We start from the raw sequence: 22,445 nt of genomic DNA, 5'->3' as shown, positions 1-22,445 counted from the left end.
ACATATCCCTCCAAGTGGTATGTCCTTTGTCATAATCGCTGAAAGGGAAGTGCCTGCTATGGATAAAGTCATGTCTAACAAATCCATGATTGCGATCTACGTGATTCCCTCGTTATTTCTGCTGCTAGCCTTGATCTATATGCCGATCATCATGACGGGCTACTACGGACTTATGAAATGGGATGGCGTAGGCAAAATGAGTTACATCGGTTTGCATAATTATGCCGAACTGCTTAAGGATAAATTATTTTGGGGAAGCGCGAAGCACTCTTTTTTGCTGGCGATCTTCTCAACAATCTCCCTGCTTGGTTATCTACTCGTGGCATTAGTGTTATCTGCGAACATTCGTGGGGCTAATCTATTTCGCAAAATCTATTTAATCCCTATGCTGCTTTCTTCTGTCGCTATCGCGCAACTATGGTTGAAAATATTCCACCCAACGAACGGGGTATTGAATGCTATCCTGACGTCTTTGGGGGTCACGCATACACCGGAGTGGTTGTCCAATCCATCCATTGTTTTATACGCCATTTTTATGCCGATTTTGTGGCAGTACGCCGGATTTTACATTTTGATCTATTACGCTGCATTGAAAAATGTACCGACCTCGCTGATCGAAGCCGCACGTATCGATGGTGCTAGTCCGTGGCGCATCGCCCTATCCATTCGCGTTCCGTTAATCGCAGAAGTGATGAAAGTAACGGTCGTTCTGGCCGTCGTCGGATCACTGAAATATTTCGACCTGATCTACGTGATGACAGGCGGCGGGCCTAACGGATCCAGTGAAGTAATGGCATCCTACATGTACCGTAAAGCGTTCAAAGGCTATGATTTCGGCTATGCGAGCGCCATTGGCTTCTTCCTGCTCTTGATTTGCCTCGTGGCTACTTGGTTAATCCGTAAAGCGACGGCTTCCAAAGATGAGACCCAATACTCGTAACGAAAGGAGATTCCGATTCCAATGCAACTCGAAACCACCCGTCGTCAGGCACAGACGCTAACCCAGCGAAGCAAGCTGCCTGGGCAAATCGGATATGGCGTATTGTATATCGTGTTATCGATTGTCGCTGTCATTCAGATTTTCCCTCTTTTATGGCTCATGCTATTCTCTTTGAAAAATAATGAAGAAATCTTCAATCTTGCACCGATGGCATTTCCCGAGAGACTGCGTTGGGAGAACTATGAAAAGGTCTGGACGCAGGGCCATATCAATAATTACTTTTTTAACAGCGTCTGGATGACGTTAGTGTCGGTTGGGGTCACGGTGCTGCTCGCTAGCTTGGTGACATTCGCTTTAACCCGGATGAGATGGAAGCTGCAATCCTTTGTACTGGGTCTGTTTATGGTGGGTATGATGATTCCCGTGCACTCGACGCTCATTCCCTTATTCAGTATGTTTATGAAAATGAACCTAACCAACCATCCGTTGTCGATCATTTTGTCTTACATTGCCTTTAACCTGCCGATAACGATCATGATTATGCTCGGTTTTTATTACACGCTGCCGCGTGAAGTCGAAGAAGCTGCCGTGATGGATGGCTGTTCGGTGAATCGCATCTTCTTCAGCATCACACTGCCGATGACGGCATCGGTGCTGTCTACCGCAGTCATCATAAACATGATTTACAACTGGAATGAGTTTATTTTTGTGAATACGTTTATTTCCTCGGAAAAGTATAAGACCTTAACCGTTGGCGTTCAGAATTTCGTGGGCCAATATACGACTGATTGGGGCGCGATTGGTGCGACCTTAATGATTAGTATTTTGCCTATTATGATCGCCTTCATCTTGCTGAGTAACCGGATCGTAGAGGGTATTGCGGCGGGTTCTGTGAAAGGGTAAGGTCTGTAGAAAAAAGCAGTCCGTCCTCGTTAGAGGGCAGGCTGCTTTTGCGTTTTACTTTTGGTAAGCGGGTTGACAGTTTGAAAAAGGAAAGATATGATTTAATTATATATTTAGACAAATTTCTAAATGATTTAAGGAGGGGTTATATGGAAAAAATGTTGATAGCCTTGATGATTTTAATTATATCTGTTTGTTCATCCCCAATTAATGGTAATAAAGGTGATTCTATTGATAAAAGGGAGGTATCCATGACTATTAAAGAAGAAAGTGTTACCATCAACAAAGATACGGAATGGGCAATTCATGGCACGTTGACAATACCAGATGGAGCAACAGGACCGGTTTCTGCCGTGGTTCTTGTCGCTGGTTCAGGGCCTAATGACCGTGATGAAACTATTTATAGCAATAAGCCTTTTAAGGACATAGCAGATTATCTAACCTCAAAGGGAATTGCTGTTTTACGCTTTGATAAGCGTACACTTACCTATCAATCAAAAGTCGTGTCTGATATTGCGAATTTTACAGTTGATCAAGAGTATATTCAGGATTCGATCGCAGCGGTAAACTTTCTAAAAGAAGATACGAGAATAGATAAAACTAAGGTGTTTATCCTTGGACATAGCGAGGGCGGTATGCTTGCCCCAAGGATTGATAGTGAAGGCGGAGACTCTGCCGGAATTATTATTATGGCAGGCTCTCCGAGAAGCTTTGCTGAAATCATTTATGACCAAAATATGGCGATTATAAATACTCTTCCAGCTGAACATAAGACGATTGCTCAAGGTCAGGTTGATACACTAATGGCTGTCTTTGCAAATCTAAAAACGATGTCAAATGATGATGCAAAGAAAGTTTCTTTAGCTGGTGCAACCGGATATTATTATAAAGAGATGGACGCCCATCCGGCTAGTGAGTATCTTGAAAATATGACTAAGCCTGTACTCATTATGCAGGGAGAAAAAGATTTTCAAGTATATGCGAATAAAGATTATAAAGCATATCAGACTATACTTGATGGAAAATCAAATGCATCATTTAAGCTGTATATCGGATTAAACCATTTGTTTATGACATCCACCACGGGTACAGTAGAGGAATATAAGACACCAAGCCATGTTGATCAGGCTGTTTTAAAAGATCTATCTACTTGGATTCTCTCCAACTAATAATTACTCTCAGCCGCGTATTGCAGCAGCCTCCTGTATAGGGGGCTTTTTGCAATGTTCACACACATCGCGCAAAGCCTATGCTACAATGGAGCAATGTTATTTAACCGTCGGACAAATTTTATGCTTCATAGAATTGTGTTACTTGTTTGTGAAATGAGGTTTTTACGATGAAAAAAGGGCTAGGATATGCCATTATTGCTTATATCGCGTGGGGCTTGCTGCCTGTGTATTGGAAGCTTTTTGGGACGTTGAAGGCGGGAGAAATATTATCGCATCGTGTGATTTGGTCATTCGTCTTTATGGCGATTCTGATTATCGTTGGTAAAGGCAAATGGCAGCAATTTCGCAGCCTTATCACGAATCGCACGACCTTATTACTCGTGGGGGCAAGCAGCCTTCTGATCAGTACCAATTGGTTAATCTTTATCTGGGCAGTAAATAATGGGCATGTCATCGAGACGAGTCTCGGGTATTACATCACGCCACTTTTTAACATTATGCTAGCGGTGCTGTTCTTGCGGGAAAAGCCCACTGGCAGACAATGGCTTGCCGTAGCTTTAGCGGGGATTGGTGTCCTGATTGCCACCATAGATTATGGCAGATTTCCGTGGGTGTCGCTCACATTAGCGGGGACATTTGGCTTATACAGCTTGGTCAAAAAAAGAGTCACCTACGATGCGGCAACCGGGCTCGCGGGTGAAACCGCGTTCGTCTTTCCGATCGCCATCATCTACGTCATCTACCTATTTGCTACGCATCAAGATGCTGCCTGGACACTTCCGCCGATCACGTTGATCATGCTGTTCCTTGCAGGCGCGGCCACCGCATTGCCTTTACTGTGGTTTGCCAAAGCTGCGGCACAACTGCCGCTATCCATGCTAGGCTTCATTCAGTATATCGGCCCGTCTATTACGCTTTTACTCAGCGTATTTGTCTTTAAAGAGAGCTTTTCCCCCGTGCTGCTGATCAGCTTTGCTTTTATCTGGAGCGCACTCATCGTGTATGCCTTCGCATCCGTCCGCGTAGCGAGAGCCGCTGTAACAGAATAGAATATGGGAAGCTCGTATAGCTAATAAACCGCTTGAGACTTATGTCTTGAGCGTTTTTTTTGTGCTGAGGGGGCAGCAAGCTCCGACACAATTAAATGGAAAACCTACAGGTAATTCAGGCGAATTCCCCTAGAATTTCAGATTAACTGTAGAACCTCCAGTTATTTCGCTCACTTCCTGCCTATCTGGTGAAACCGTGCCAAATTAAATGTACAAAATCCAGCTATTCCCCAATATTCGACGATTTCGGTAAAATTAACTACATAAAACCCAGTTAGCTCATTTAAAAAATTCCCTCAGATGACTTAGTAACTTATGTAAATGTTTGCCTCATTCTGCCCTGATTTCCAAGCCGTCAAATCTAGCTTCTAGTAAAGCAGCGCGCCAAGAATTGCTTCAATAACAATCTGTAAAATAATTTCAATATAATTAACTTTTAATGAAATTAAATTTTACGTATATCACTAAATTTTACAAATATATTGTAAGAGGATCTTGTATTTTTGCCTAATAATACGTATGATGAAGGTGATTTCAGTCGGATAAATTATGGTGAGTAGGGAACATATATGTCAATAAACGATAATATTTTAATCAAAATTCGCGATATGAAAGATAGCCTCACACCGGTGGAGAAGCTAGTAGCGGATTATATTTTGGATAATGTGGACGAGATTCCACATCTCTCGATTAAGAGTCTCGCACAGGCGACGAAAACGAGCGATGCGTCTGTTCTACGTTTTTGCAAAACGATGGGTTATAAAGGCTATCGTAACTTCATCGTGAGTATTTCTGCTTCTTTAGGCTCGATGGATGAGGAGCAGAAGGATCAATACACGGATATTCAACCTGGCGATGATCTATCGACGATTATCTCGAACATTTCGCACAATAATAGCAAATCGATTGTTGATACCCTTAGTGTCATTGATCGCAATGAAATTGCCCGCGCGGTCAAAGTATTAGTGGATTGCAACCGGATCGTATTCTTCGGGATTGGCGCTTCGGGGTTGGTAGGAATGGACGCGGAGCAGAAATTCTCCCGCATTAATAAGATGTGCCATACCTACACGGATGGACATAGCCAACTTACAGCAGCCACTCTGCTTGGAAAAAGCGACGTTGCTATCTTTATTTCGAATTCGGGAAGCACAATGGAAATCCTCGATACCTTGGAAATTGCTAAGAAGAATGGTGCGACAATCATCGCTATTACCAAATACAATAAAAGCGCCTTGGCAGATAACGCCAATATCGTACTGAGCATCTCGACACCAGAAGTGACGATTCGTAGCGGAGCCATGGGTTCGCGCATCGCGATGCTTACGGTGATTGATATCTTATTTGCTGGGGTAGCGAGCAGCGAATATAAGCATGTGAAGAAGTATTTGGCCAAAACACACGACATTATTGCCAGCAGTAAGCATAGAAAATAGGCCATTCGAACAAACTAACGACGTCCTTCAGGAGTCGTTTTTTTGTTGAAATTTTAGAAATAAAAAATCAGTTATTTATTTTATAATAAAATAAAATTTCAAAAACTATTGACCGAATTGAAATTTTTCGTTAGTATTAGACCAGTAAAGATTATGTAAAGAGTACAGCAGGCAGGAGGACAGCTATGGATGAGTATCTATCGGGTTTAACTACGGAAGAGATTAATGATAAGACACAGACAATTGACGAATGTTCAACAGAGCAAATGCTTCGGATGATGAATGAACAGGATGCGTTGGTTCCAACAGCAGTCGGAGCCGAAATACCGCAGATCATGAAAGCGGTTGATATACTGCATCAAGTTCTCAAAAACGGTGGCAGGATGTTCTACGTAGGAGCTGGTTCTTCTGGCAGACTCGGTGTGCTTGATGCATCTGAATGTCCTCCCACCTTTGGCATTGATCCACTGATGGTGCAAGGTCATATCGCCGGTGGCGACATGGCATTGCGAACGGCAGTGGAAGGTTTTGAAGACAACGCTGAGGAGGGGGTCGCCCTCATTGAACGATGCGGAGTGACAGCCAAAGATGCGGTAATTGGGATTACGGCCAGCGGAAGTGCACAATTCGTTATAGCTTGCTTGAAGAAAGCACAAGAAATTGGTGCCGCAACCATTGGTGTCGTAAATAACAAGAATTCCAAATTGGTAGCTGTTACGGATGTATGCATCGCGCCAGTGGTTGGGCCGGAAGTCATTATGGGATCTACTCGTCTGAAGGCGGGTACAGCACAGAAGCTGGTTCTTAACATGCTGACAACTGGAACAATGGTGAAGCTTGGAAAGACGTATAATAATCTCATGGTTGACATGAAGGCTAGTAACATCAAGTTGTACGATCGCTCCATTCGGATTATTCGAATAGCGACTGGGGTGGATGAATCCACAGCGATTGCCCACCTCGAGAAAGCATCCATGAACTGTAAACTTGCCATTATGATGATTAAAACCGGCATGGATGTGAAGGAAGCGGAAGAAGGATTGGAACAGTGTGAGGGTAGTTTGAAGAGAGCCATACGTACCTTTGTAAAAGTTGTTTAAGCATTTAAAACAAGTGAGGAGAGACTTGAGCTTACTCAAGGATCCCTATCCTAGGAGGTTTGTTTTTCATGAAAAGAAAAATGCCCATTTTAGCTTCTGTCGTAGCTTTAACAATGGCTCTAACTGCTTGTGGTGGTACTTCTGGTACAAAAGAAACAACTACGCCAGCAGGTACGAATGCTCCTGCGGCTACGGCTAGCACTGCGAAAGACACGATTACTGCACTACTTCCACCGGTTTCTCCGAACTACCAAAAGACATTTGAACAATTATCTAAGGATTTCACAGCCTTATATCCGAACCTAACGTTGAAAATCGAACCAGCTAGCTGGGAAGATATGAAACAGAAGCTAGATACGCAAGTGAATGCTGGAAGCCCTCCAGATATCGCTTTCGGTGGATCCGGCACAATTCCTAAATATATCGAGCAAGGCTTGGCGATGGACATTTCCGATGTCGCTACAGCTGACATGAAAGGCGATTACGATCAAACAGCATTGGATTACATGAAGAGCGGTAAAGGTCTTTACGGCTTCCCGGCTTATATGGAAGTTCATGCGCTAGGCGGTAACAAAGAGTTCTTGGAGAAAGCGGGCATCGATTGGAAAAAAGTACAGACTAGCGGCTGGACTTACGACCAATTCCGTGAAGCAATCAAAAAAGGCGTAGTGACTGAAAACGGTAAAACACGTTATGGCTTCACTTTCGCAGTAAAAGGTGTTGCAGCAGTTGACTACTTGGGCATTATGGCGAAAAACGCAGGTATGCCTTACGCATTCACATCGGATATGAAATATGCGTACACAAGCAAAAACTACCTGGGCTTGCTAAAAGATCTTCGTCAACTGATCGATGACGGCTCCATGCCGAAAGAGCTTAGCTCCGTAGACGCAGGTAAACGCTGGAGCATGTTCTTGACAGGTCAAACGATGATTACAGGTAAAGGACTTGCTGTATTCGAGAACTCTGCAAAAGCCAACAATGCGAAGATTAAAGCGAATGACGCAAGTGCTGTAAAAGACAGTATTCCTGTTGACTACATCGTATTGCCAGCTCCAACGTTCCAAGGTGCAAAAGCATCTGCGAACACAGTTGTTGACGGCTACATGACATTCCGCGGCAAAAAAGAGCCGACGGCTGAGCACAAAGCAAACATTGTAAAAGCGGCTTACTTCTTGGCAAGTGGCAATGTTGCAGCAGCAACGAATAACGATCTATTCGCTGCGCATATTACGAAAAGCGGTAAAAAAGCAGCTGAGAGCATGAAAATTGACAGAAACCCTGACAACGTTGCAGCTGTAGATAACATGCTTAAAAATGCAACGCCAAACCGTACGGATATCCCGACAGATTTGGCTGCAAAAGCAATTAAGTTAGAAACAGAAGTAATCGTTCCTAAATTCCAAGGTCTACTTGCAGGTGAAGTTACACCTCAAGCGATGTACGATGCTGTAAAAGCTGCAGCAATCAAGGAATTTGGCGAAAACGGAATTGCGAAAGACTAATCGTATAGCGATATCTTCGGATAGGCGTGCAGCAACAGCTGCGCGGCTATCCGAACTATTTTAAGCGGAGTTTCTGAAAGGGGGGTGACAAGTATGAATAATATCGCAAAACCGATCAAAAGAAAGAAGTTTCAAGGTGGAGATGCCATGTGGGGCTATGCCTTCGTTGCTGTCTCATTAATAGTGTTTGCCTTGTTTCATGCGTACCCAGTCGTTAGTGCTTTCATTATTAGTATGCAGAAATACAAGCCGCTCGGCTCGACCTACATTGGCTTCGACAATTACGTGAATTCATTGACGGATCCATTGTTTTGGAAAGCGATGAAGAATACGGTTGTATATACCGTGTTGACGGTGCCTGTTAACTTGTTTCTTTCCTTCGTACTTGCTATTTTGATTTTGCCGTTGAAGAAGAAAACGCAATCTTTCTTCAAGGGTATCTATTATTTGCCGATGGTCGCTTCCGGCGTAGCCTTGGCTGTCGTTTGGCTCTGGATTTTCGATCCGATGGATGGCGGGATTATGAATCAACTCATCGCCCTTTTTGGTTTTGACAATCAGAACTGGCTTGGCCAAAGCGCAACAGCCATGTTCTCCTTGGTTCTTATGTCTTGGCTATCCAGCCACGGCACAAGCATTATCATTTACTTAGCTGGCTTGCTAGGTATTGACGAAACGTATTACGAAGCGGCAGAGCTCGATGGAGCAGGTTTCTTCCTAAAACTGAGACACATCGTTGTCCCTTGTCTGCGTCCAGCTACACTGTTCCTATTAGTGACTGGCGTCATCGGTTCATTCCAAGTCTTCCAGAATGCCTTCCTGATGACGGGCGGAGGACCGAACCATGCAACGACGATGGTTGGTTTGCTCATTTTTGATAATGCGTTTACGATATTCGATTTTGGTAAAGCAGCAGCACAATCACTGCTACTGGCAGTCGTTATTGGTGTTATTGCATTTATTCAGTTTAAATACGCAGGTAAAGACGTCGAGTATTAGGAGAGGGAGGATAATAAATGGCATTATATAGCACTCACGCAGGCAAGCCCAAAGTGAAAAAGATTCGAAATGCGATCATTTTTATCGCCCTTATCCTATTTGCTTTGGCAACGATATTTCCGATTTACTTCATGTTCATTTCATCGCTCAGTGATCCAGTAGCGGTCGGAGAGATTGAGTATTCAATCATTCCTAAAAAGTTTACGCTTGATTCGTATAAATACTTTTTTAATTTTAACGAGCATTCCGTTCGTTGGCTGCTCAATTCGCTTATTGTTGCAGTCACCGTCATGATTTCGAACGTTCTTTTTGCGAGTATGGCGGGTTACGCTTTCTCCAAAATTCAATTTAAAGGCAGAGGCTTTCTATTTGCTTTGCTGCTTGGTTCCATGATGATTCCAACGCAAGTGACGCTTGTCCCATTATACATTTTGATGGTCAACGTGTTTGAATTGCAAAATACGTACAGCGCCTTGATTTTACCGAGTTTAGTTACCGTGTTTAATATTTTTCTTGCTAAACAATTTATGGGCAGTATTCCGAACGAAATTCTGGAGTGCGCCAAGATTGAAGGCTGCAACCAGTTTCAAATTTACGGAAAAATTATTTTGCCTTTGTCCAAAACCGTTATGGCCGTTATGGCGATTCTGACGTTTATGGAAAGCTGGAATACGTTCTTCTGGCCGTTGCTTGTGACCAATTCCATGGAGATGCAAACCATCCAAGTCGGCCTCAAGAGCTTCCGATTTGCGAATACAACCATGATTGCGCCAATGATGGCAGGGGCAACCATCTCTGCACTACCTATGTTTGTTCTATTCTTTAGCCTACAAAGATACTTCTTGGAAGGTGTTACGGTAGGTGCGGTGAAGGGCTAGATTCGGGTCAAAAGGAGGCAGCTGCAGCATGCTGATAACTTGGGATGATTCCTATCGGCAAGCCGTTATCGCGTTATGGAATGATGCCGCGGTGAAGGATGGCTATAAGGAACTTACGGAACAAAGCTTGGATGATATTTTTCTGAGCAATCGGTACTTTGATAAGGAAAATACATTCCTTCTATTAGCGGATGATAAGGTCATCGGCTTTGCCTGTGGATGTACGGGGGATGAGCTCCCCCTGGGCGAAGTTGCCGGCTACCTTACATGTATCGTGTTAGCCAGCGGCTATGAAACGGACGACCGTTATTTCATGCTATTAACTGCTTTGGAAGATCGCTTTAAACAGTTAGGTAAAAAGCAAGCCGACATCCTCTTTTTTAATCCGATGCTATTACCATGGTATATCCCGGGAACAGATCAGCATGAGCATAATAATGCCCCGGGTGTTCCATTGGATAGTAAGTTGTATACGTTTTTACTGAAGCGTGGGTACGTGGAACGTGCCAAGCAATGTGCGATGTATCTTCATTTGTCAGGGTTCTCGATACCGGATGAAATCAGCGTGAAAGAAGCGAAAGCGAGCGCCCAAGGGTACACCATCGCAAGGTTTGACCCGGGTAAGCACGCTGGCGTAGAAGACATGCTGGAGGGCTTTGGGAATCCGTTGTGGACCAAGGAGATCGGTGCATCTGTACGTACTGGCGTGCCAGTCGTCATTGCAGCGTATCAAGGTAAAACCATTGGTTTCGCAGGCCCAGTTATTCGTCAATCGAACGGACGAGGTTATTTTGCCGGCATCGGTGTGCTTCCTGACCATGAGGGCCATGGTTTGGGGAGCCTTCTTTTTTTCAAGCTGTGTGAAGCGTTTCAGTCTATTGGAACTGACTACATGTCACTCTTTACAGGCATCTCGAATCCCGCGATTCGTATTTACGAGCGTGCTGGATTTCAAACCGTTAAACAATTTGCTGTTATGAGAAGGGAGTTTGAGCTATGAGCGAGAAGATCACAATACTGGGAATTGGCGGGCATGTGGGGGATATGGAGCTCACAGCAGGCGGCGTATTAGCTAGTCACGCACTGAAAGGCGATCGTGTAGTAACGTTGGCGTTGACGGCTGGTGAGCGAGGTGTACCTGCAGGCAGAATCATGTCGGAGTACCGCGAGCAGAAGGTTAATGAGGCTAATGAATTTGCCAAAATGCTTGGCGGAGAAGCCATTGTATTCGATATTCCTGATGGCGAGTTGCAGGATAATGATGACATGCGCTATAGGGTATGTGATGTGATTCGTCAGGTGAAACCGAATATCATTATTACCCATTTCAAAAACAGTATGCACAAAGACCACATGACAACGCATCGCATTGTCAATGATGCGCGATTCTATGCAGGCCTAGCTTCATTCGAGCGAGAGCTGCCTAATCATTTTGCGAGCAAATTATATTATGCGGAGAACTGGGAAGATGCCGTCGATTACCGCCCTTATGTATATGTCGACTTCTCTCAAGAAGCGTATGATCTATGGGTGAAAGCTGTGTCCACACATTGGTTCGTGACGGGCAGTAAGTCCTTCCCGTATTTAGAATATTATAAGCATTTGGCCCGCGTTCGCGGTATCGAAGCTAGAAAACAATACGCAGAAACCTTTATGATTCCAGAAGAGACGATGCGTCTTCGTCAATCAGAATTATAAAATCTCTAAGAACACCAAACACCTACAAATGACTGTAACGAGACGAGGAGCTTGTTGCAGTCATTTTACAATCGGGAGGCGGAGGAAGCGATGATTTTAAATGGTATCGATGTTATAGAGAAGTATGCTCATTTGTTCGCGGGTAAACGGGTAGGACTAATTACAGCACCGACCGGATTAAATAACGATTTTGTATCGACTATCCAAATTTTTCATGAGAAGTTCAACTTAGTGGCCCTGTTTTCGCCGGAACATGGTGTTCGTGGTGATCTAGCCGCAGGTGCGCTGGTTGATACGTATGTAGACCCGATGACAGGTGTTCCTGTCTATAGTTTGTACCGGAAAGATTCCAAACGTTTGACACAAGAAATGCTGGATGAGGTCGACATTATCGTCTACGATATTCAAGATGTAGGGACTCGCTATTATACGTTCATTTATACGATGCTTTATGCTTTGGAAGATTGTGCGCAAGCTGGTAAAGAATTTGTCATTTTAGACCGCATCAATCCGCTGGACGGCGTAACGGTAGAAGGCAATGTGCTCAAAAGCGGCTTCGAATCCTTTGTTGGCAACTACCCGCTCAGCGTTCGGTATGGACTGACGCCAGGTGAAGTAGCTTTGATGGCGAACGATGAAAGGAAGTTAAACTGTCAGCTGCATGTTGTTCGTTGTGAAGGCTGGGAGAGAAACATGCTATTCTCAGACACAGGACGTCCATGGATTATGCCATCCATCGGTATTCCTCGATTTGAGACCGTGGTGCTGTATCCCGGCACTTGTATTATGGAAGGGACGAATTTATCGGAAGGCAGAGGAACGACGGCCCCGTTTGAGATCATAGGTGCTCCGTTCATTGATGCATACAAGTTAGCCGATGAAATGAATGCGAAGAAATTGCCAGGTGTCGTGTTCCGTCCTGTTTATTTTAAGCCGTCATTTTCCAAGTTTCAGGGGGAACAATGTGCAGGCGTGCAAATTCATGTCCTAGACAATCGCGCAGTACGTCCAATTGATATAGGCGTTACGTTAATGTATACGATCAAGAACAATTATGAGCAATTTTCATTTTTGCCGCCTTTTAAAGAGGGCTCAAGACCATTTATTGATTTGCTTGGCGGAGGTAGTCACTATCGCGAGGCGCAGATTGATATTCCAGCGATGTTGGAACAATTCCGTGAGGAGAGCCGTGAATTTGCTCGGAGAAAGCAGCCATATCATCTGTATTAGATACTAGAAGACATCGAGGTGACGATTGAGATGAAGAAATTTGCAGTGGGTCTTGATGGCGGTGGTACGAAAACCGCAGTAAAAATCGTTGATGAGAAGGGTCATGTCGTACATACCTTTACATCGGGGGCCATTAATTATAATGGACAGGACGAAGCGAGTGTTGCGGCCAGTCTGGAGGAGATCTTTCGTACAATTGCGGATGTATGTGGTGGACTTTCGCATTGTGCTCAGGTATGTATTGGCGCAGCTGGCGTCAGCAATCCGACCGTCATAACTCGTCTGGAAGCCAGTGTACGTGCATGTGGCTACGAAGGTGGTCTATTCATAACCGGTGACCAACAGACGGCACTTAGCGGCGCACATCAAAGCGAAATTGGCATGATTTTGATTGCGGGTACGGGTTCGATTTGTTATGGTCAAAACGAGTTAGGTGAAACGCATCGCACGGGGGGTTTCGGCTATCTCATCGATGATGAAGGTAGTGGCTACAGTATCGGAAGAGATCTATTGTCCGCGGTAGTAAGGGCGCATGATGGTCGCTTGCCAGAGACTGTGATTGCGAATAAGGTGTATGAGCAATTAGGTATGACATCCATTCAGGAAATCATCCGATTTGTTTACGATAAACAGACGAATAAACAGGATATCGCTGCTCTTGCACCTATCCTAACTGAAGCTTGCGAGCTTGGGGACGGAGCGGCATGGAAAATAGTCGAGAAAAGCGCCCATTCGTTGTTCGAACTAGTTGTTCCTTTAGTTGAGAAATTATCGATGCACGAAGGCAGTCTGGCCATGGCTGGGAGCGTGTTATTGAAGAACAGCTTTGTACAGTCAGCGTTTATGGATTTGCTCAAAGCACATTATCCGGCTATGACATGTATCACGCCTAAGAGTGATGCAGCTAGCGGCGCTGCGCTGATGGCACTAAACCGTATCTAGAAATAAATGCGACGAGAGAAGGAGTCAACTATGAGAGAAATTCAGAAGATGTCGCTACAAGAGAAAATCGGACAAATGCTTCTTTGCGGATTCGAGGGCACAGAAGCGTCTGAATCGCTGGAAGCACTAATTGCAGAACAACGCATCGGCGGAGTTATTTATTTTGCCCGCAATGTTGAGAATACCAAGCAGGTTGCTGAGTTATCTGGCAGACTACAGGTAATTGCGGAACGTAACGGTACGCTGCCGCTATGGATTTCCATCGATCAAGAGGGCGGCATGGTGGCCCGTATTACCGAAGGGGTTGCCCTTATGCCAGGGTCTATGGCATTGGCTGCCGGGGATGCAGGTCCGCAGGGTGCTTATGAGGCAGCCCTTATTTCGGGTAAAGAGCTGCGCTCGCTCGGAATCAATCTAAACTTTGCACCGGACTTGGATGTCAACAACAATCCAGATAATCCGGTCATTGGCGTGCGGTCGTTCGGTGAGTCGCCACAGCTAGTTGCTCAGTACGGGAGTCAGGCTGTACGTGGCTTTCAAGAAGCGAACGTTGTAGCAACCGCTAAGCATTTTCCGGGTCATGGGGACACCAATGTAGACTCACATCTCGATTTGCCGACCATTACACACGGTGAGGAGCGAATTCGGACTGTAGAGCTTGTACCGTTCAAAGAAGCTATACAAAACGGTGTCGATGCGATAATGTCCTCGCATATTTATTTCCCAGCTTTAGAACAAAACAAGCTGCCTGTTACACTATCTAAGACGGTGCTAACCGGTCTGCTTAGAGAAGAACTTGGTTATGACGGCGTCATCATGACCGATTGCATGGAGATGCACGCGATTTCTGTGCATTATGGTACGGTTGCCGCCGCTGTGATGGCGGTAGAAGCAGGGGCGGATCTCGTCTTGATCAGCCACAGACGTGATCTTCAGGTCGGCGCGATTGCGGCGATCGAGCAAGCGGTGCGCGAAGGGCGTATCGCTGAAGCTCAGATCGACGCTTCCGTCCACCGCCTGCTTGCGCTGAAAGCGGGCCGCGGAGTCATCGCGGAGCAGCCTCGTGCAACGGCTGCGCAAGAGGTCGGAACCGCGCCGCATTGCGAAGTCGCACAGCGACTCAGCGAAGCGAGCATTACGCTCGTCAAGGACGAGCAGCAGCTGCTTCCGCTGCCGCGTGTGCGGACGCTGGCGATCACCGTGGCCGCAGCCGTTTCGTCGGGTGTCGACGAAGCGTATGCAGGCGTCGCAAGCTTGGGAGCTGCGCTGGCTGGGCACGGCTTGGACGTGATCGACCGCGTGCTTCCGCTTGCGGAAGTGAACGAGCGCCGCGCAAGTGTGCTTGCAGAAGCGGCAGCTGCGGAGCAGATCGTCATCGGGACGTACAACGCCCGATTCCATCCTTCACAGGTCGAGCTGGTGCGCGAACTGCAAGCGCTCGGCAAGCCGCTGGTCGTCGTCGCACTGCGCGTGCCGTATGATCTGCTGGAGTTCCCTGACGTAGCGACGTTCGTCGCAGCTTACGAAAGCCGCCCGTTAGCGCTGCAAAGTACGGCACGAGCTCTGCTCGGTATATTGACACCGCAAGGCCGGTTGCCTGTTACACTTGGGGCTGACTATCCAGCTGGATGGAGATGGGAAGGCGCTCAATTAAGTTTGGTTTGAGATTGAAGAATTTCAAATGGAGGGAGCTCAGTATCGTGTCTAATGTAGATATCGGCAAAATAAGCTTTTTCATCGAACAAGAAATTGCTGCCGGGCATATCCCCGGTGCAGTTCTCTCTATTATTCATAAAGGTAACGAAGTGCTCAAGGAAGCCTACGGCAGTCGCGTTGTTTATCCCGAAACAGCGCCAATGAGAAGTGACACGGTGTTTGACTTAGCTTCACTGACCAAAGTAGTTGCAACGATGCCGGCGGTACTTCAGTTGATGGATCAAGGGAAGCTATCCTTAGGGGATCCGATAGGAGTCTTCTTGCCTGAATTTCAGCACCTTCAGGAAGAACCGATCCGGATCATGCATCTGCTTACACATTCCTCAGGGCTTAGGGCAGATATTCCGGGTATTCGAGGGATGATGCATCTGTCGAGGGATGAGCTGGTGGACATCATCTTAAACGAACGGCCTGTTCATCCCCCAGGGACTAAGGTCATGTATAGTGATATTGGAATGATATTGCTCTATCTCATCGTTGAATCCGTGACAGGTGAAGCGTTCGATACCTATCTCAAACGGGAACTTTATGAACCGCTCGAGATGTTGGAAACAGGTTTTTGTCCGATCTTCGATGATACGCGTTATGCGATTACCGAGTATTCCGAACAACGTCAAGCCTACAAATCAGGTATTGTTCATGATGAAAAGGCGGAACTAATGGGTGGTGTAAGTGGTCACGCGGGGTTATTCTCAACAGTCCACGACCTAACCAATTATGCGAAAATGATACGGCAGCAAGGCATCTTTAAGGGGCGACGTATCGTGTCGAGAGCAGCGATCGAGCTGATGACGCACAACTTTACCCCTTATAACCAAGAGCACCGAGGGCTCGGCTGGATGTTGAATCATCAGAGCAGCTTCTGGTTCGGCGGAGACTACGTATCCGAGTATTCCTTCGGGCATACAGGGTTTACAGGGACCAGTCTATTGTTCGATCCTAAGCAGGATTTGCAAATCATTTTGCTCACCAATCGGGTTCATTTTGGACGAACAGAACATATCTTGCGGATTCGGCCAAGGCTGCACAATCTCATACTTTCTCAAATCGAGTAACCCATAACCAAAGGAGATGAATTGTTTTGCTTCGTACACTTCTGAATCAAACATCACTTACCATTGCAGGGCTCATGTCGGGTACATCTCTGGATGGGATTGATGTGGCCATTGTCCACATAGAGGGGCGAGGCGCGGATACGAACATCAAGCTGCTTCACTTTGAAAGTCTTCCTTTCGAAGACGAGATGAGAGAAAAGCTTAAGCTGCTATGCACAATCGAGCATTCCGATGTTGCGCAAGTGTGCGGTATGAACTTTGCCATCGGCCAACGCTTCGCAGATGCTGTCATCCATACGGCAGCTGCAGCTAACATGAGCATGGCGGATATTGACCTTATCTCTTCACATGGTCAGACGATCTGGCATATTCCGACTGCGGATGAGACTGACCTTTTTCTACCCAAATCAACGCTGCAAATCGGAGATCTTTCCGTCATTGCCAAACAAACAGGCAGACCTGTTGTCGGTGATTTCAGGACAGCGGATATGGCGGTTGGCGGACAAGGTGCGCCACTTGTTCCTTACGGTGATTATCTTCTTTTCAAAGACGCAAATAAAGGGCGCATCCTTCAGAATATCGGCGGAATTGGGAATTGCACAGCCATTCCTGCTGGTGCCAGTGGGATTAGCGCTTTTGATACAGGGCCAGGTAACATGATTATGGATCAAGTCGTATACGAGTTGTCCGAGGGACGAAAGTCGTACGATGCCAATGGCGACTGGGCGGCAGAAGGCAAGGTAGATATGGAGCTGCTAGAGAGTATGCTTGCACATCCGTACTTCCAAGAACCGCCGCCAAAAACGACAGGACGCGAACTTTTCGGAAAAGGGTATGCGGCTGCATGGCTCGCATCCGCATTGGAGCGAGGGCTTCCGCACGAAGATATCGTAGCGACCGCGACTGCTTTTACCGCACATAGTATCGCTCGCGGATATCAGGATTTTATTTTTCCACAGAGTGACATTGCGGAAGTTATTATCAGCGGAGGCGGGGCACATAATCGCACACTGCTTAACATGTTAGGTGAGCTACTCCCTAACCAAACCATTCTTACCTCAGACGAGCTCGGCATATCTGCAGATGCGAAGGAAGCGATGTTATTTGCGTTGCTAGGCAATTCTTTCATCCAAGGTGAGCCGAACAATATCCCTGCGGCAACAGGAGCGGTGAGACCGACAATTATGGGGAAACTAGCACTGCCATAGGATTTACAAGAGACCGAAGCCATCTGATTAGCAGGTGGAATGTCGGTCTTTTTTTTTTGGAGTAGGAGAAGTGTCTACTTTTTTGATACAATGTTTACAACTTACTAGCGTTTTATAAAGGAGAATAGTAGACATGCCGCCTATCCTAAAAAGTGTTCTTAAACTAATCGCAGTGCTAATCGTGATTGTTATGGCGTTTCGGGTTAATTGGCTAGTGGGGGTAGCTGCGATCGTAGTCATCCTCGGTTATTTTGTTTATGTGAATCGATCTGCTTTTTATGCACAGCGAGGTAATTTGGCTTATATGAAGGGTGATCGTGAACAAGCATTGATTTGGATGGAAAAAGCCTATCTTTCTAAAGCATTTCTACCGAAACATCAGATTGGATACGGTTACTTGTTAATGAAGACAGGTGATCTCACCAAGGCTCAACAAATGTTCGAAGAGGTCCTACAAATGACGAAAGCAACGGATATCCGTATTCAAGCGAGGCTCAATATCGCTACGGTATACTGGCTTCAGAATAAAAGGGACGAGGCTCTCCAGATTTTGCAGGAGCTATCACAAGAGGTTAAAAATACACTGGTTTATGGGAATTATGGTTATTTTCAGATTTTGCTTGGCAACGTAGAAGAAGCGCTTACCTATAATCTCGAGGCCTATGCGTATAATGACAGTGATCTGACCATTATGGATAACTTAGCGCAGAACTACTATATGCTGGGGCGTCTAGAAGAAGCGGAAGAGATGTATACGAAAGTGATGGCGAAAACGCCTAAGCACGCGGAGTCCTATTATTTTTATGCACAAACGCTCCATAAACTCGGTCGCACACAGGAGGCTCGAGAGCAGTTGGCGATAGCGCAGGAGAAGGAACTTGCTCTAGTAACTCCTTTGACAAAGGAGGATATTGCGCTTTTTGCAAGCCAATTAGGTAAAGATGAGGTTGAGGTTGTACATTAGAAAATCGAAGACGTATACAACAACAAGTAGCCGAAGAGTTGAACTCTTCGGCTTTTGTGCGCGACTTTACTCGTGAGTGGCTCAATAGACAAGATGTCGGGAGTGGCGATAGTCCGATATTTCCGAACTGAATCGGAGATTTCGTGCGAAAAAACATGAATAGTTGGATTTTACCCAACTAAATGGACTTTTTTCGCCGGAGGGAATCGTTTTGGGCGATTTAGTTCGGCAAAGTCGGACTAATGAAGGATTATGGTCGCCGACAGTGAAAATAGTTAGGCAATTTCGGACTAATGGGAGGAGAGAAGGAGTATCCTCGACCCGATCGTTCCGAACAGGGGAAATTCGTCTGAACAAGGCAAGATCAAGAAGTTTGTATGGTTGGGCTATTCATCGTGACGATGAATAGTTTTTTTGTGTTTTTCTTGAAAATTGACACCTTGACGCTGAATCTAGATTGACATATCATCGAATTAAACATAAATGAGCAAAACATTAATACAAATGAGTGTAAGTGAACAAATACGAGTGCTCCAAATGAAGAGTAAGGAGGTGAGGAGTTGGCTGATCAAATATGGTACATTTCACATTTTGATCTCACAGTGCGTCTGGTATTATCGCTGTTTTTGGGCGGATGTATCGGATTGGAGCGAGAATGGAGCAACCATGCGGCAGGGCTGCGTACGCATATTTTGGTTTGTCTTGGTTCTACAACAATCATGCTGCTGTCGATGTATGGATTTAGCGAGTTTTTTATCAATGAACCCACACTGCGCGGTGATCCGGCTAGATTGGCTGCACAAGTCATCAGCGGTATCGGCTTCCTAGGTGCAGGAGCCATTATGCGGACAGGCTCGAGGGTATCCGGCTTGACGACAGCTGCGTCGATCTGGGTTGTCGCCGCGATTGGATTAGCTGTAGGCGCTGGTTTTTATTACGTATCGCTTGTCACGGTCATTCTTGTTTTATTTTGTTTATTTGTATTGAATTACTGGGAGAAATATTGGAATCGCAAGCGCAAACATGAAGAATTGACAGTTAGAGTGGTTGATCATCCCGGTTGTATAAACGAAGTCATCGCGCGCTTGGTTGAATTAAACATCCCGATCCGACAGATACAAATGGATAGAGCGTCCGATGAAGATGGGGAAGCCTCAGGGCTGATCGCAATTGGCATTTCGTTATCAGCTCAGCAGGATGAGCAGCACATAAGCAGTTTGTTAAACATGATTTGCGGGATTCCTCATGTGCAAGCGATTGAACCGCATGGTCTTCCCATTTTCAAAAAAAGGAATGAAAGTCGATTAGCTTCTGTTTTTCCTAGATGAAGACCTTTGGATGTCTTGGCGTTTAATGAAGTTAACTAGATGTGACAGGAGAGGAATCCACAATGAACCATGCCCATCAAGCTTTGAATACCAACGTTGTTTCGCGCGCTTATCGTCTTGTGAAGCCTAGAGATGTACAGGATATTGTTATAGAACACGAAGTGCATGACTGGGAGGTTGTTGTTGAACCGAAAATTGGGAGCGTATGCCATGCGGATTTGCGTTATTTCACGGGTCAACGACGTGCCGAGGCGCTGGCGCGCAAGTTGCCTATGGCACTTATTCATGAAGGAATTGGCACCATCATTCAGAGCAAAAATCCTCATGTGCAGCCAGGTCAGCGCGTTGTCATTGTGCCGAATCTACAAGGCTACTTGATCAAAGGGCTGAATCAAGATCAATGCTGCGAAACCTGCAGAGGCAATAAGGGAAATAATTACTGTACGCATGGTCGCTTCCTGGGGAGCGGTATGGACGGTATCGCGCAAAGCAGGCTAGTCGTACCGGCCGCAAGTGCCATACCGATTCCGGCAGAAGTGCCGGATGAGATCGCGGTGTTGACCGAGCTGTGTTCGGTATCGTATCAAGCGCTAAGCCACGTAGCTGATCGATTAACGAACGCGAATATTGTTATTTTTGGCGATGGTCCTGTGGGGTATTTAGCAGCGGCGATGCTTCAACATGTGTATAAGGTAGATCTAGATCGCATAACGGTGTTTGGTGCAGTTCCTGAAAAACTGGAAAAGTTCGATTGTCCTAACCGAAAGCTTGTGCAGGAATATGACTTTTCATCGGGAACTTCCTATGATATTGCTTTAGAATGCACAGGAGGTAAATTTTCCGAGGGTGCAATTAATCAGGCGATTGATGTGTTGAATCCTGGCGGGCATCTTATTTTAATGGGAGTTACAGAGGAACGAGTACCTATAAATACGAGGGATGTGCTAGAAAAAGGCCTTACATTGAAGGGAAGTTCCCGCAGTTCCATTGAAGACTTTATCCCTGTTCTTCATGCCATGAAAGATCCGACATGTCAGGCGACGTTAAGCAAGCTTTTGCCTAGCGCCATTATCGAAATTAAGTCGAATGAGGATTTTGCGGAAGCGATGGCTTTTGCAGAAGAGCACCGCAGTTGGACGAAGGTATTGCTGGATTTCAGATGGGAGCCATCTTGCTAGAGTTGGAGGCGTAGAGAAATGGTGTTACGTGAAGAGATTTGGTGGAAGAGTGTGAAGTGGCAGGCGCATCAAAATTCCAATTCAGAAATGCCTGAGAATACGCTGGCGGCTGTAAACTATGCCTGGGAGCTTGGCGGTATACCGGAGTTGGACATTCGCCAAACGGTGGACGGGACAATTGTAGGACTCCATGATGCTACGCCGGAAAGAACGACAAATGCTCCGGCGGCCGATAAAGATAAGCTCGTTTCGACGCTGACCTATGAACAATTGTGTGCATGGGATGCGGGCATTAAATTTGGGGAGCAGTTTCAGGGAGAGCGTATTCCCGACTTGGAACACATATTCAAAGTATTAGCTGAACATGCCGAGCGAGAGTTATATTTGGATTATAAGAGTGTTGATCTAGAGTCGCTCGCAGAACTAATCGGCAAGTATGGCGTAGCGCGGCAACTTATTTTTGCTCATAATGACCATGGGAATTGTTCTGCAATGAAGCGGCTAGTGCCAGAAGTGCGAACGATGCTGTGGATATCAGGTCGCGTACCTGAAACGCTGATGCGTACCTGCACCGAGGTGCTTGAGGGGGATTCGTCTACGTTAGATATCATACAGCTTCATTTAGTTGATGAAGAAGCCGCTACGGAAGGAGAATGGAGATATCGCGTACCTCAGTCCTATGTCGCTGATACTTTGGCGCAATTGGAGGAACGTGGGCTTGAATTGGAAGTATTGCCATTCCATTTTGCTGATCGCGATGTATTCGAATTATTAGATATGGGCATTCGCAGGTATGCCGTAGATGAGCCTAAACGGTTTGTTGAGGTTTTACAACGGTATTTTGAATAGGGAATGAATGTTTCACAAACAAGGAAAAAGAGGGACCGCTCTAGGGGGAGGCCACTGAAAAAGTATACTAAGAAAAAAGGCACAGACTCTCATTTTATGAGGGCGCTGTGCCTTTTTTCCTGTATACTTTAAGTATTACGTCGGAAGGGTGAAGACCATGTTTCAGCCTCAACTCTCTTTTGCATTAAGTCCATATACAGCGCTTTACGACCTCATTGTGCCTAAAGACAACATGCTGCGCCAGATCAATGAGCTAGTCGACTTCTCCTTCGTCTACGACGAATTGAAAGCCAAT

At 45.8% G+C, this 22,445-nt stretch carries 20 protein-coding genes; all 20 read left to right on the top strand.

Annotated features, from left to right (window positions below; all coding sequences use genetic code 11):
• Window positions 1-58: 58 nt before the first annotated feature.
• The 20 genes from J2736_RS22365 to J2736_RS22270 all read left to right on the top strand — a co-directional run bounded on the left by J2736_RS22365 (window position 59) and on the right by J2736_RS22270 (window position 22,150).
• Window positions 59-940 (top strand): carbohydrate ABC transporter permease, encoded by an 882-nt coding sequence (locus J2736_RS22365; RefSeq protein WP_310500976.1) that lies wholly within the window; start codon window positions 59-61, stop codon window positions 938-940.
• Window positions 941-961: 21 nt separating this feature from the next.
• Window positions 962-1,843: a carbohydrate ABC transporter permease gene (locus tag J2736_RS22360; protein ID WP_310500813.1), complete on the top strand. Its 882-nt coding sequence runs from the start codon at window positions 962-964 to the stop codon at window positions 1,841-1,843.
• Window positions 1,844-1,992: 149 nt separating this feature from the next.
• Window positions 1,993-3,012 (top strand): alpha/beta hydrolase family protein, encoded by a 1,020-nt coding sequence (locus J2736_RS22355; RefSeq protein WP_310500812.1) that lies wholly within the window; start codon window positions 1,993-1,995, stop codon window positions 3,010-3,012.
• A 170-nt stretch (window positions 3,013-3,182) separates the two neighbouring features.
• The gene (rarD, locus tag J2736_RS22350; protein ID WP_310500811.1) at window positions 3,183-4,064 is read left to right on the top strand and encodes an EamA family transporter RarD; all 882 of its coding nucleotides are present in this window, start codon (window positions 3,183-3,185) and stop codon (window positions 4,062-4,064) included.
• A gap of 569 nt (window positions 4,065-4,633) precedes the next feature.
• On the top strand, window positions 4,634-5,500 hold the full coding sequence (locus J2736_RS22345) for a MurR/RpiR family transcriptional regulator (RefSeq protein ID WP_310500810.1): 867 nt from the start codon (window positions 4,634-4,636) through the stop codon (window positions 5,498-5,500).
• A 185-nt stretch (window positions 5,501-5,685) separates the two neighbouring features.
• Entirely contained in the window at window positions 5,686-6,600 is a 915-nt protein-coding gene (gene murQ, locus J2736_RS22340; protein ID WP_310500809.1) for an N-acetylmuramic acid 6-phosphate etherase, read from the top strand.
• A gap of 68 nt (window positions 6,601-6,668) precedes the next feature.
• Entirely contained in the window at window positions 6,669-8,105 is a 1,437-nt protein-coding gene (locus J2736_RS22335; protein ID WP_310500808.1) for an ABC transporter substrate-binding protein, read from the top strand.
• Between the two features lie 93 nt (window positions 8,106-8,198).
• Window positions 8,199-9,104 carry a carbohydrate ABC transporter permease gene (locus J2736_RS22330; protein WP_310500807.1) on the top strand — a complete coding sequence of 302 codons (906 nt, stop codon included), beginning with the start codon at window positions 8,199-8,201 and terminating at the stop codon, window positions 9,102-9,104.
• 17 nt (window positions 9,105-9,121) lie between these two features.
• Window positions 9,122-9,982 (top strand): carbohydrate ABC transporter permease, encoded by an 861-nt coding sequence (locus J2736_RS22325; protein ID WP_310500806.1) that lies wholly within the window; start codon window positions 9,122-9,124, stop codon window positions 9,980-9,982.
• Window positions 9,983-10,010: 28 nt separating this feature from the next.
• Window positions 10,011-10,982: a GNAT family N-acetyltransferase gene (locus tag J2736_RS22320; protein ID WP_310500805.1), complete on the top strand. Its 972-nt coding sequence runs from the start codon at window positions 10,011-10,013 to the stop codon at window positions 10,980-10,982.
• Window positions 10,979-11,680: a PIG-L deacetylase family protein gene (locus tag J2736_RS22315; RefSeq protein WP_310500804.1), complete on the top strand. Its 702-nt coding sequence runs from the start codon at window positions 10,979-10,981 to the stop codon at window positions 11,678-11,680. Before J2736_RS22320 ends, J2736_RS22315 begins: the two co-directional genes overlap by 4 nt.
• A gap of 90 nt (window positions 11,681-11,770) precedes the next feature.
• Window positions 11,771-12,910 (top strand): exo-beta-N-acetylmuramidase NamZ family protein, encoded by a 1,140-nt coding sequence (locus J2736_RS22310; protein WP_310500975.1) that lies wholly within the window; start codon window positions 11,771-11,773, stop codon window positions 12,908-12,910.
• Window positions 12,911-12,940: 30 nt separating this feature from the next.
• A complete protein-coding gene (locus J2736_RS22305; protein WP_310500803.1) occupies window positions 12,941-13,852 on the top strand; it encodes an N-acetylglucosamine kinase in 912 nt (303 codons plus the stop codon).
• A gap of 30 nt (window positions 13,853-13,882) precedes the next feature.
• Window positions 13,883-15,517 carry a beta-N-acetylhexosaminidase gene (nagZ, locus tag J2736_RS22300; protein ID WP_310500802.1) on the top strand — a complete coding sequence of 545 codons (1,635 nt, stop codon included), beginning with the start codon at window positions 13,883-13,885 and terminating at the stop codon, window positions 15,515-15,517.
• A gap of 35 nt (window positions 15,518-15,552) precedes the next feature.
• Entirely contained in the window at window positions 15,553-16,623 is a 1,071-nt protein-coding gene (locus J2736_RS22295; protein WP_310500801.1) for a serine hydrolase domain-containing protein, read from the top strand.
• A 26-nt stretch (window positions 16,624-16,649) separates the two neighbouring features.
• Window positions 16,650-17,831: an anhydro-N-acetylmuramic acid kinase gene (locus tag J2736_RS22290; protein ID WP_310500800.1), complete on the top strand. Its 1,182-nt coding sequence runs from the start codon at window positions 16,650-16,652 to the stop codon at window positions 17,829-17,831.
• A 133-nt stretch (window positions 17,832-17,964) separates the two neighbouring features.
• Entirely contained in the window at window positions 17,965-18,795 is an 831-nt protein-coding gene (locus J2736_RS22285; RefSeq protein ID WP_310500799.1) for a tetratricopeptide repeat protein, read from the top strand.
• Window positions 18,796-19,355: 560 nt separating this feature from the next.
• A complete protein-coding gene (locus J2736_RS22280; protein ID WP_310500798.1) occupies window positions 19,356-20,123 on the top strand; it encodes an MgtC/SapB family protein in 768 nt (255 codons plus the stop codon).
• 62 nt (window positions 20,124-20,185) lie between these two features.
• Window positions 20,186-21,301 carry an alcohol dehydrogenase catalytic domain-containing protein gene (locus tag J2736_RS22275; RefSeq protein ID WP_310500797.1) on the top strand — a complete coding sequence of 372 codons (1,116 nt, stop codon included), beginning with the start codon at window positions 20,186-20,188 and terminating at the stop codon, window positions 21,299-21,301.
• Window positions 21,302-21,319: 18 nt separating this feature from the next.
• The gene (locus J2736_RS22270) at window positions 21,320-22,150 is read left to right on the top strand and encodes a glycerophosphodiester phosphodiesterase (RefSeq protein ID WP_310500796.1); all 831 of its coding nucleotides are present in this window, start codon (window positions 21,320-21,322) and stop codon (window positions 22,148-22,150) included.
• The last annotated feature ends 295 nt before the right edge of the window (window positions 22,151-22,445 follow it).

The sequence above is a fragment of the Paenibacillus qinlingensis genome, assembly GCF_031455095.1.
Classification (GTDB): Bacteria; Bacillota; Bacilli; order Paenibacillales; family NBRC-103111; genus Paenibacillus_E; species Paenibacillus_E qinlingensis_A.
The sequence above is the reverse complement of the archived record's forward strand: the minus strand, read 5'-3'. Positions and strand labels throughout refer to the sequence as shown.

What these genes read in the sequence shown, in the direction of transcription:
- J2736_RS22365 (WP_310500976.1), top strand. Translation starts at nt 59, where the DNA reads ATGGATAAAGTCATGTCTAACAAATCCATGATTGCGATCTACGTGATT.
- J2736_RS22360 (WP_310500813.1), top strand. Translation starts at nt 962, where the DNA reads ATGCAACTCGAAACCACCCGTCGTCAGGCACAGACGCTAACCCAGCGA.
- J2736_RS22355 (WP_310500812.1), top strand. Translation starts at nt 1,993, where the DNA reads ATGGAAAAAATGTTGATAGCCTTGATGATTTTAATTATATCTGTTTGT.
- rarD (WP_310500811.1), top strand. Translation starts at nt 3,183, where the DNA reads ATGAAAAAAGGGCTAGGATATGCCATTATTGCTTATATCGCGTGGGGC.
- J2736_RS22345 (WP_310500810.1), top strand. Translation starts at nt 4,634, where the DNA reads ATGTCAATAAACGATAATATTTTAATCAAAATTCGCGATATGAAAGAT.
- murQ (WP_310500809.1), top strand. Translation starts at nt 5,686, where the DNA reads ATGGATGAGTATCTATCGGGTTTAACTACGGAAGAGATTAATGATAAG.
- J2736_RS22335 (WP_310500808.1), top strand. Translation starts at nt 6,669, where the DNA reads ATGAAAAGAAAAATGCCCATTTTAGCTTCTGTCGTAGCTTTAACAATG.
- J2736_RS22330 (WP_310500807.1), top strand. Translation starts at nt 8,199, where the DNA reads ATGAATAATATCGCAAAACCGATCAAAAGAAAGAAGTTTCAAGGTGGA.
- J2736_RS22325 (WP_310500806.1), top strand. Translation starts at nt 9,122, where the DNA reads ATGGCATTATATAGCACTCACGCAGGCAAGCCCAAAGTGAAAAAGATT.
- J2736_RS22320 (WP_310500805.1), top strand. Translation starts at nt 10,011, where the DNA reads ATGCTGATAACTTGGGATGATTCCTATCGGCAAGCCGTTATCGCGTTA.
- J2736_RS22315 (WP_310500804.1), top strand. Translation starts at nt 10,979, where the DNA reads ATGAGCGAGAAGATCACAATACTGGGAATTGGCGGGCATGTGGGGGAT.
- J2736_RS22310 (WP_310500975.1), top strand. Translation starts at nt 11,771, where the DNA reads ATGATTTTAAATGGTATCGATGTTATAGAGAAGTATGCTCATTTGTTC.
- J2736_RS22305 (WP_310500803.1), top strand. Translation starts at nt 12,941, where the DNA reads ATGAAGAAATTTGCAGTGGGTCTTGATGGCGGTGGTACGAAAACCGCA.
- nagZ (WP_310500802.1), top strand. Translation starts at nt 13,883, where the DNA reads ATGAGAGAAATTCAGAAGATGTCGCTACAAGAGAAAATCGGACAAATG.
- J2736_RS22285 (WP_310500799.1), top strand. Translation starts at nt 17,965, where the DNA reads ATGCCGCCTATCCTAAAAAGTGTTCTTAAACTAATCGCAGTGCTAATC.
- J2736_RS22275 (WP_310500797.1), top strand. Translation starts at nt 20,186, where the DNA reads ATGAACCATGCCCATCAAGCTTTGAATACCAACGTTGTTTCGCGCGCT.
- J2736_RS22270 (WP_310500796.1), top strand. Translation starts at nt 21,320, where the DNA reads ATGGTGTTACGTGAAGAGATTTGGTGGAAGAGTGTGAAGTGGCAGGCG.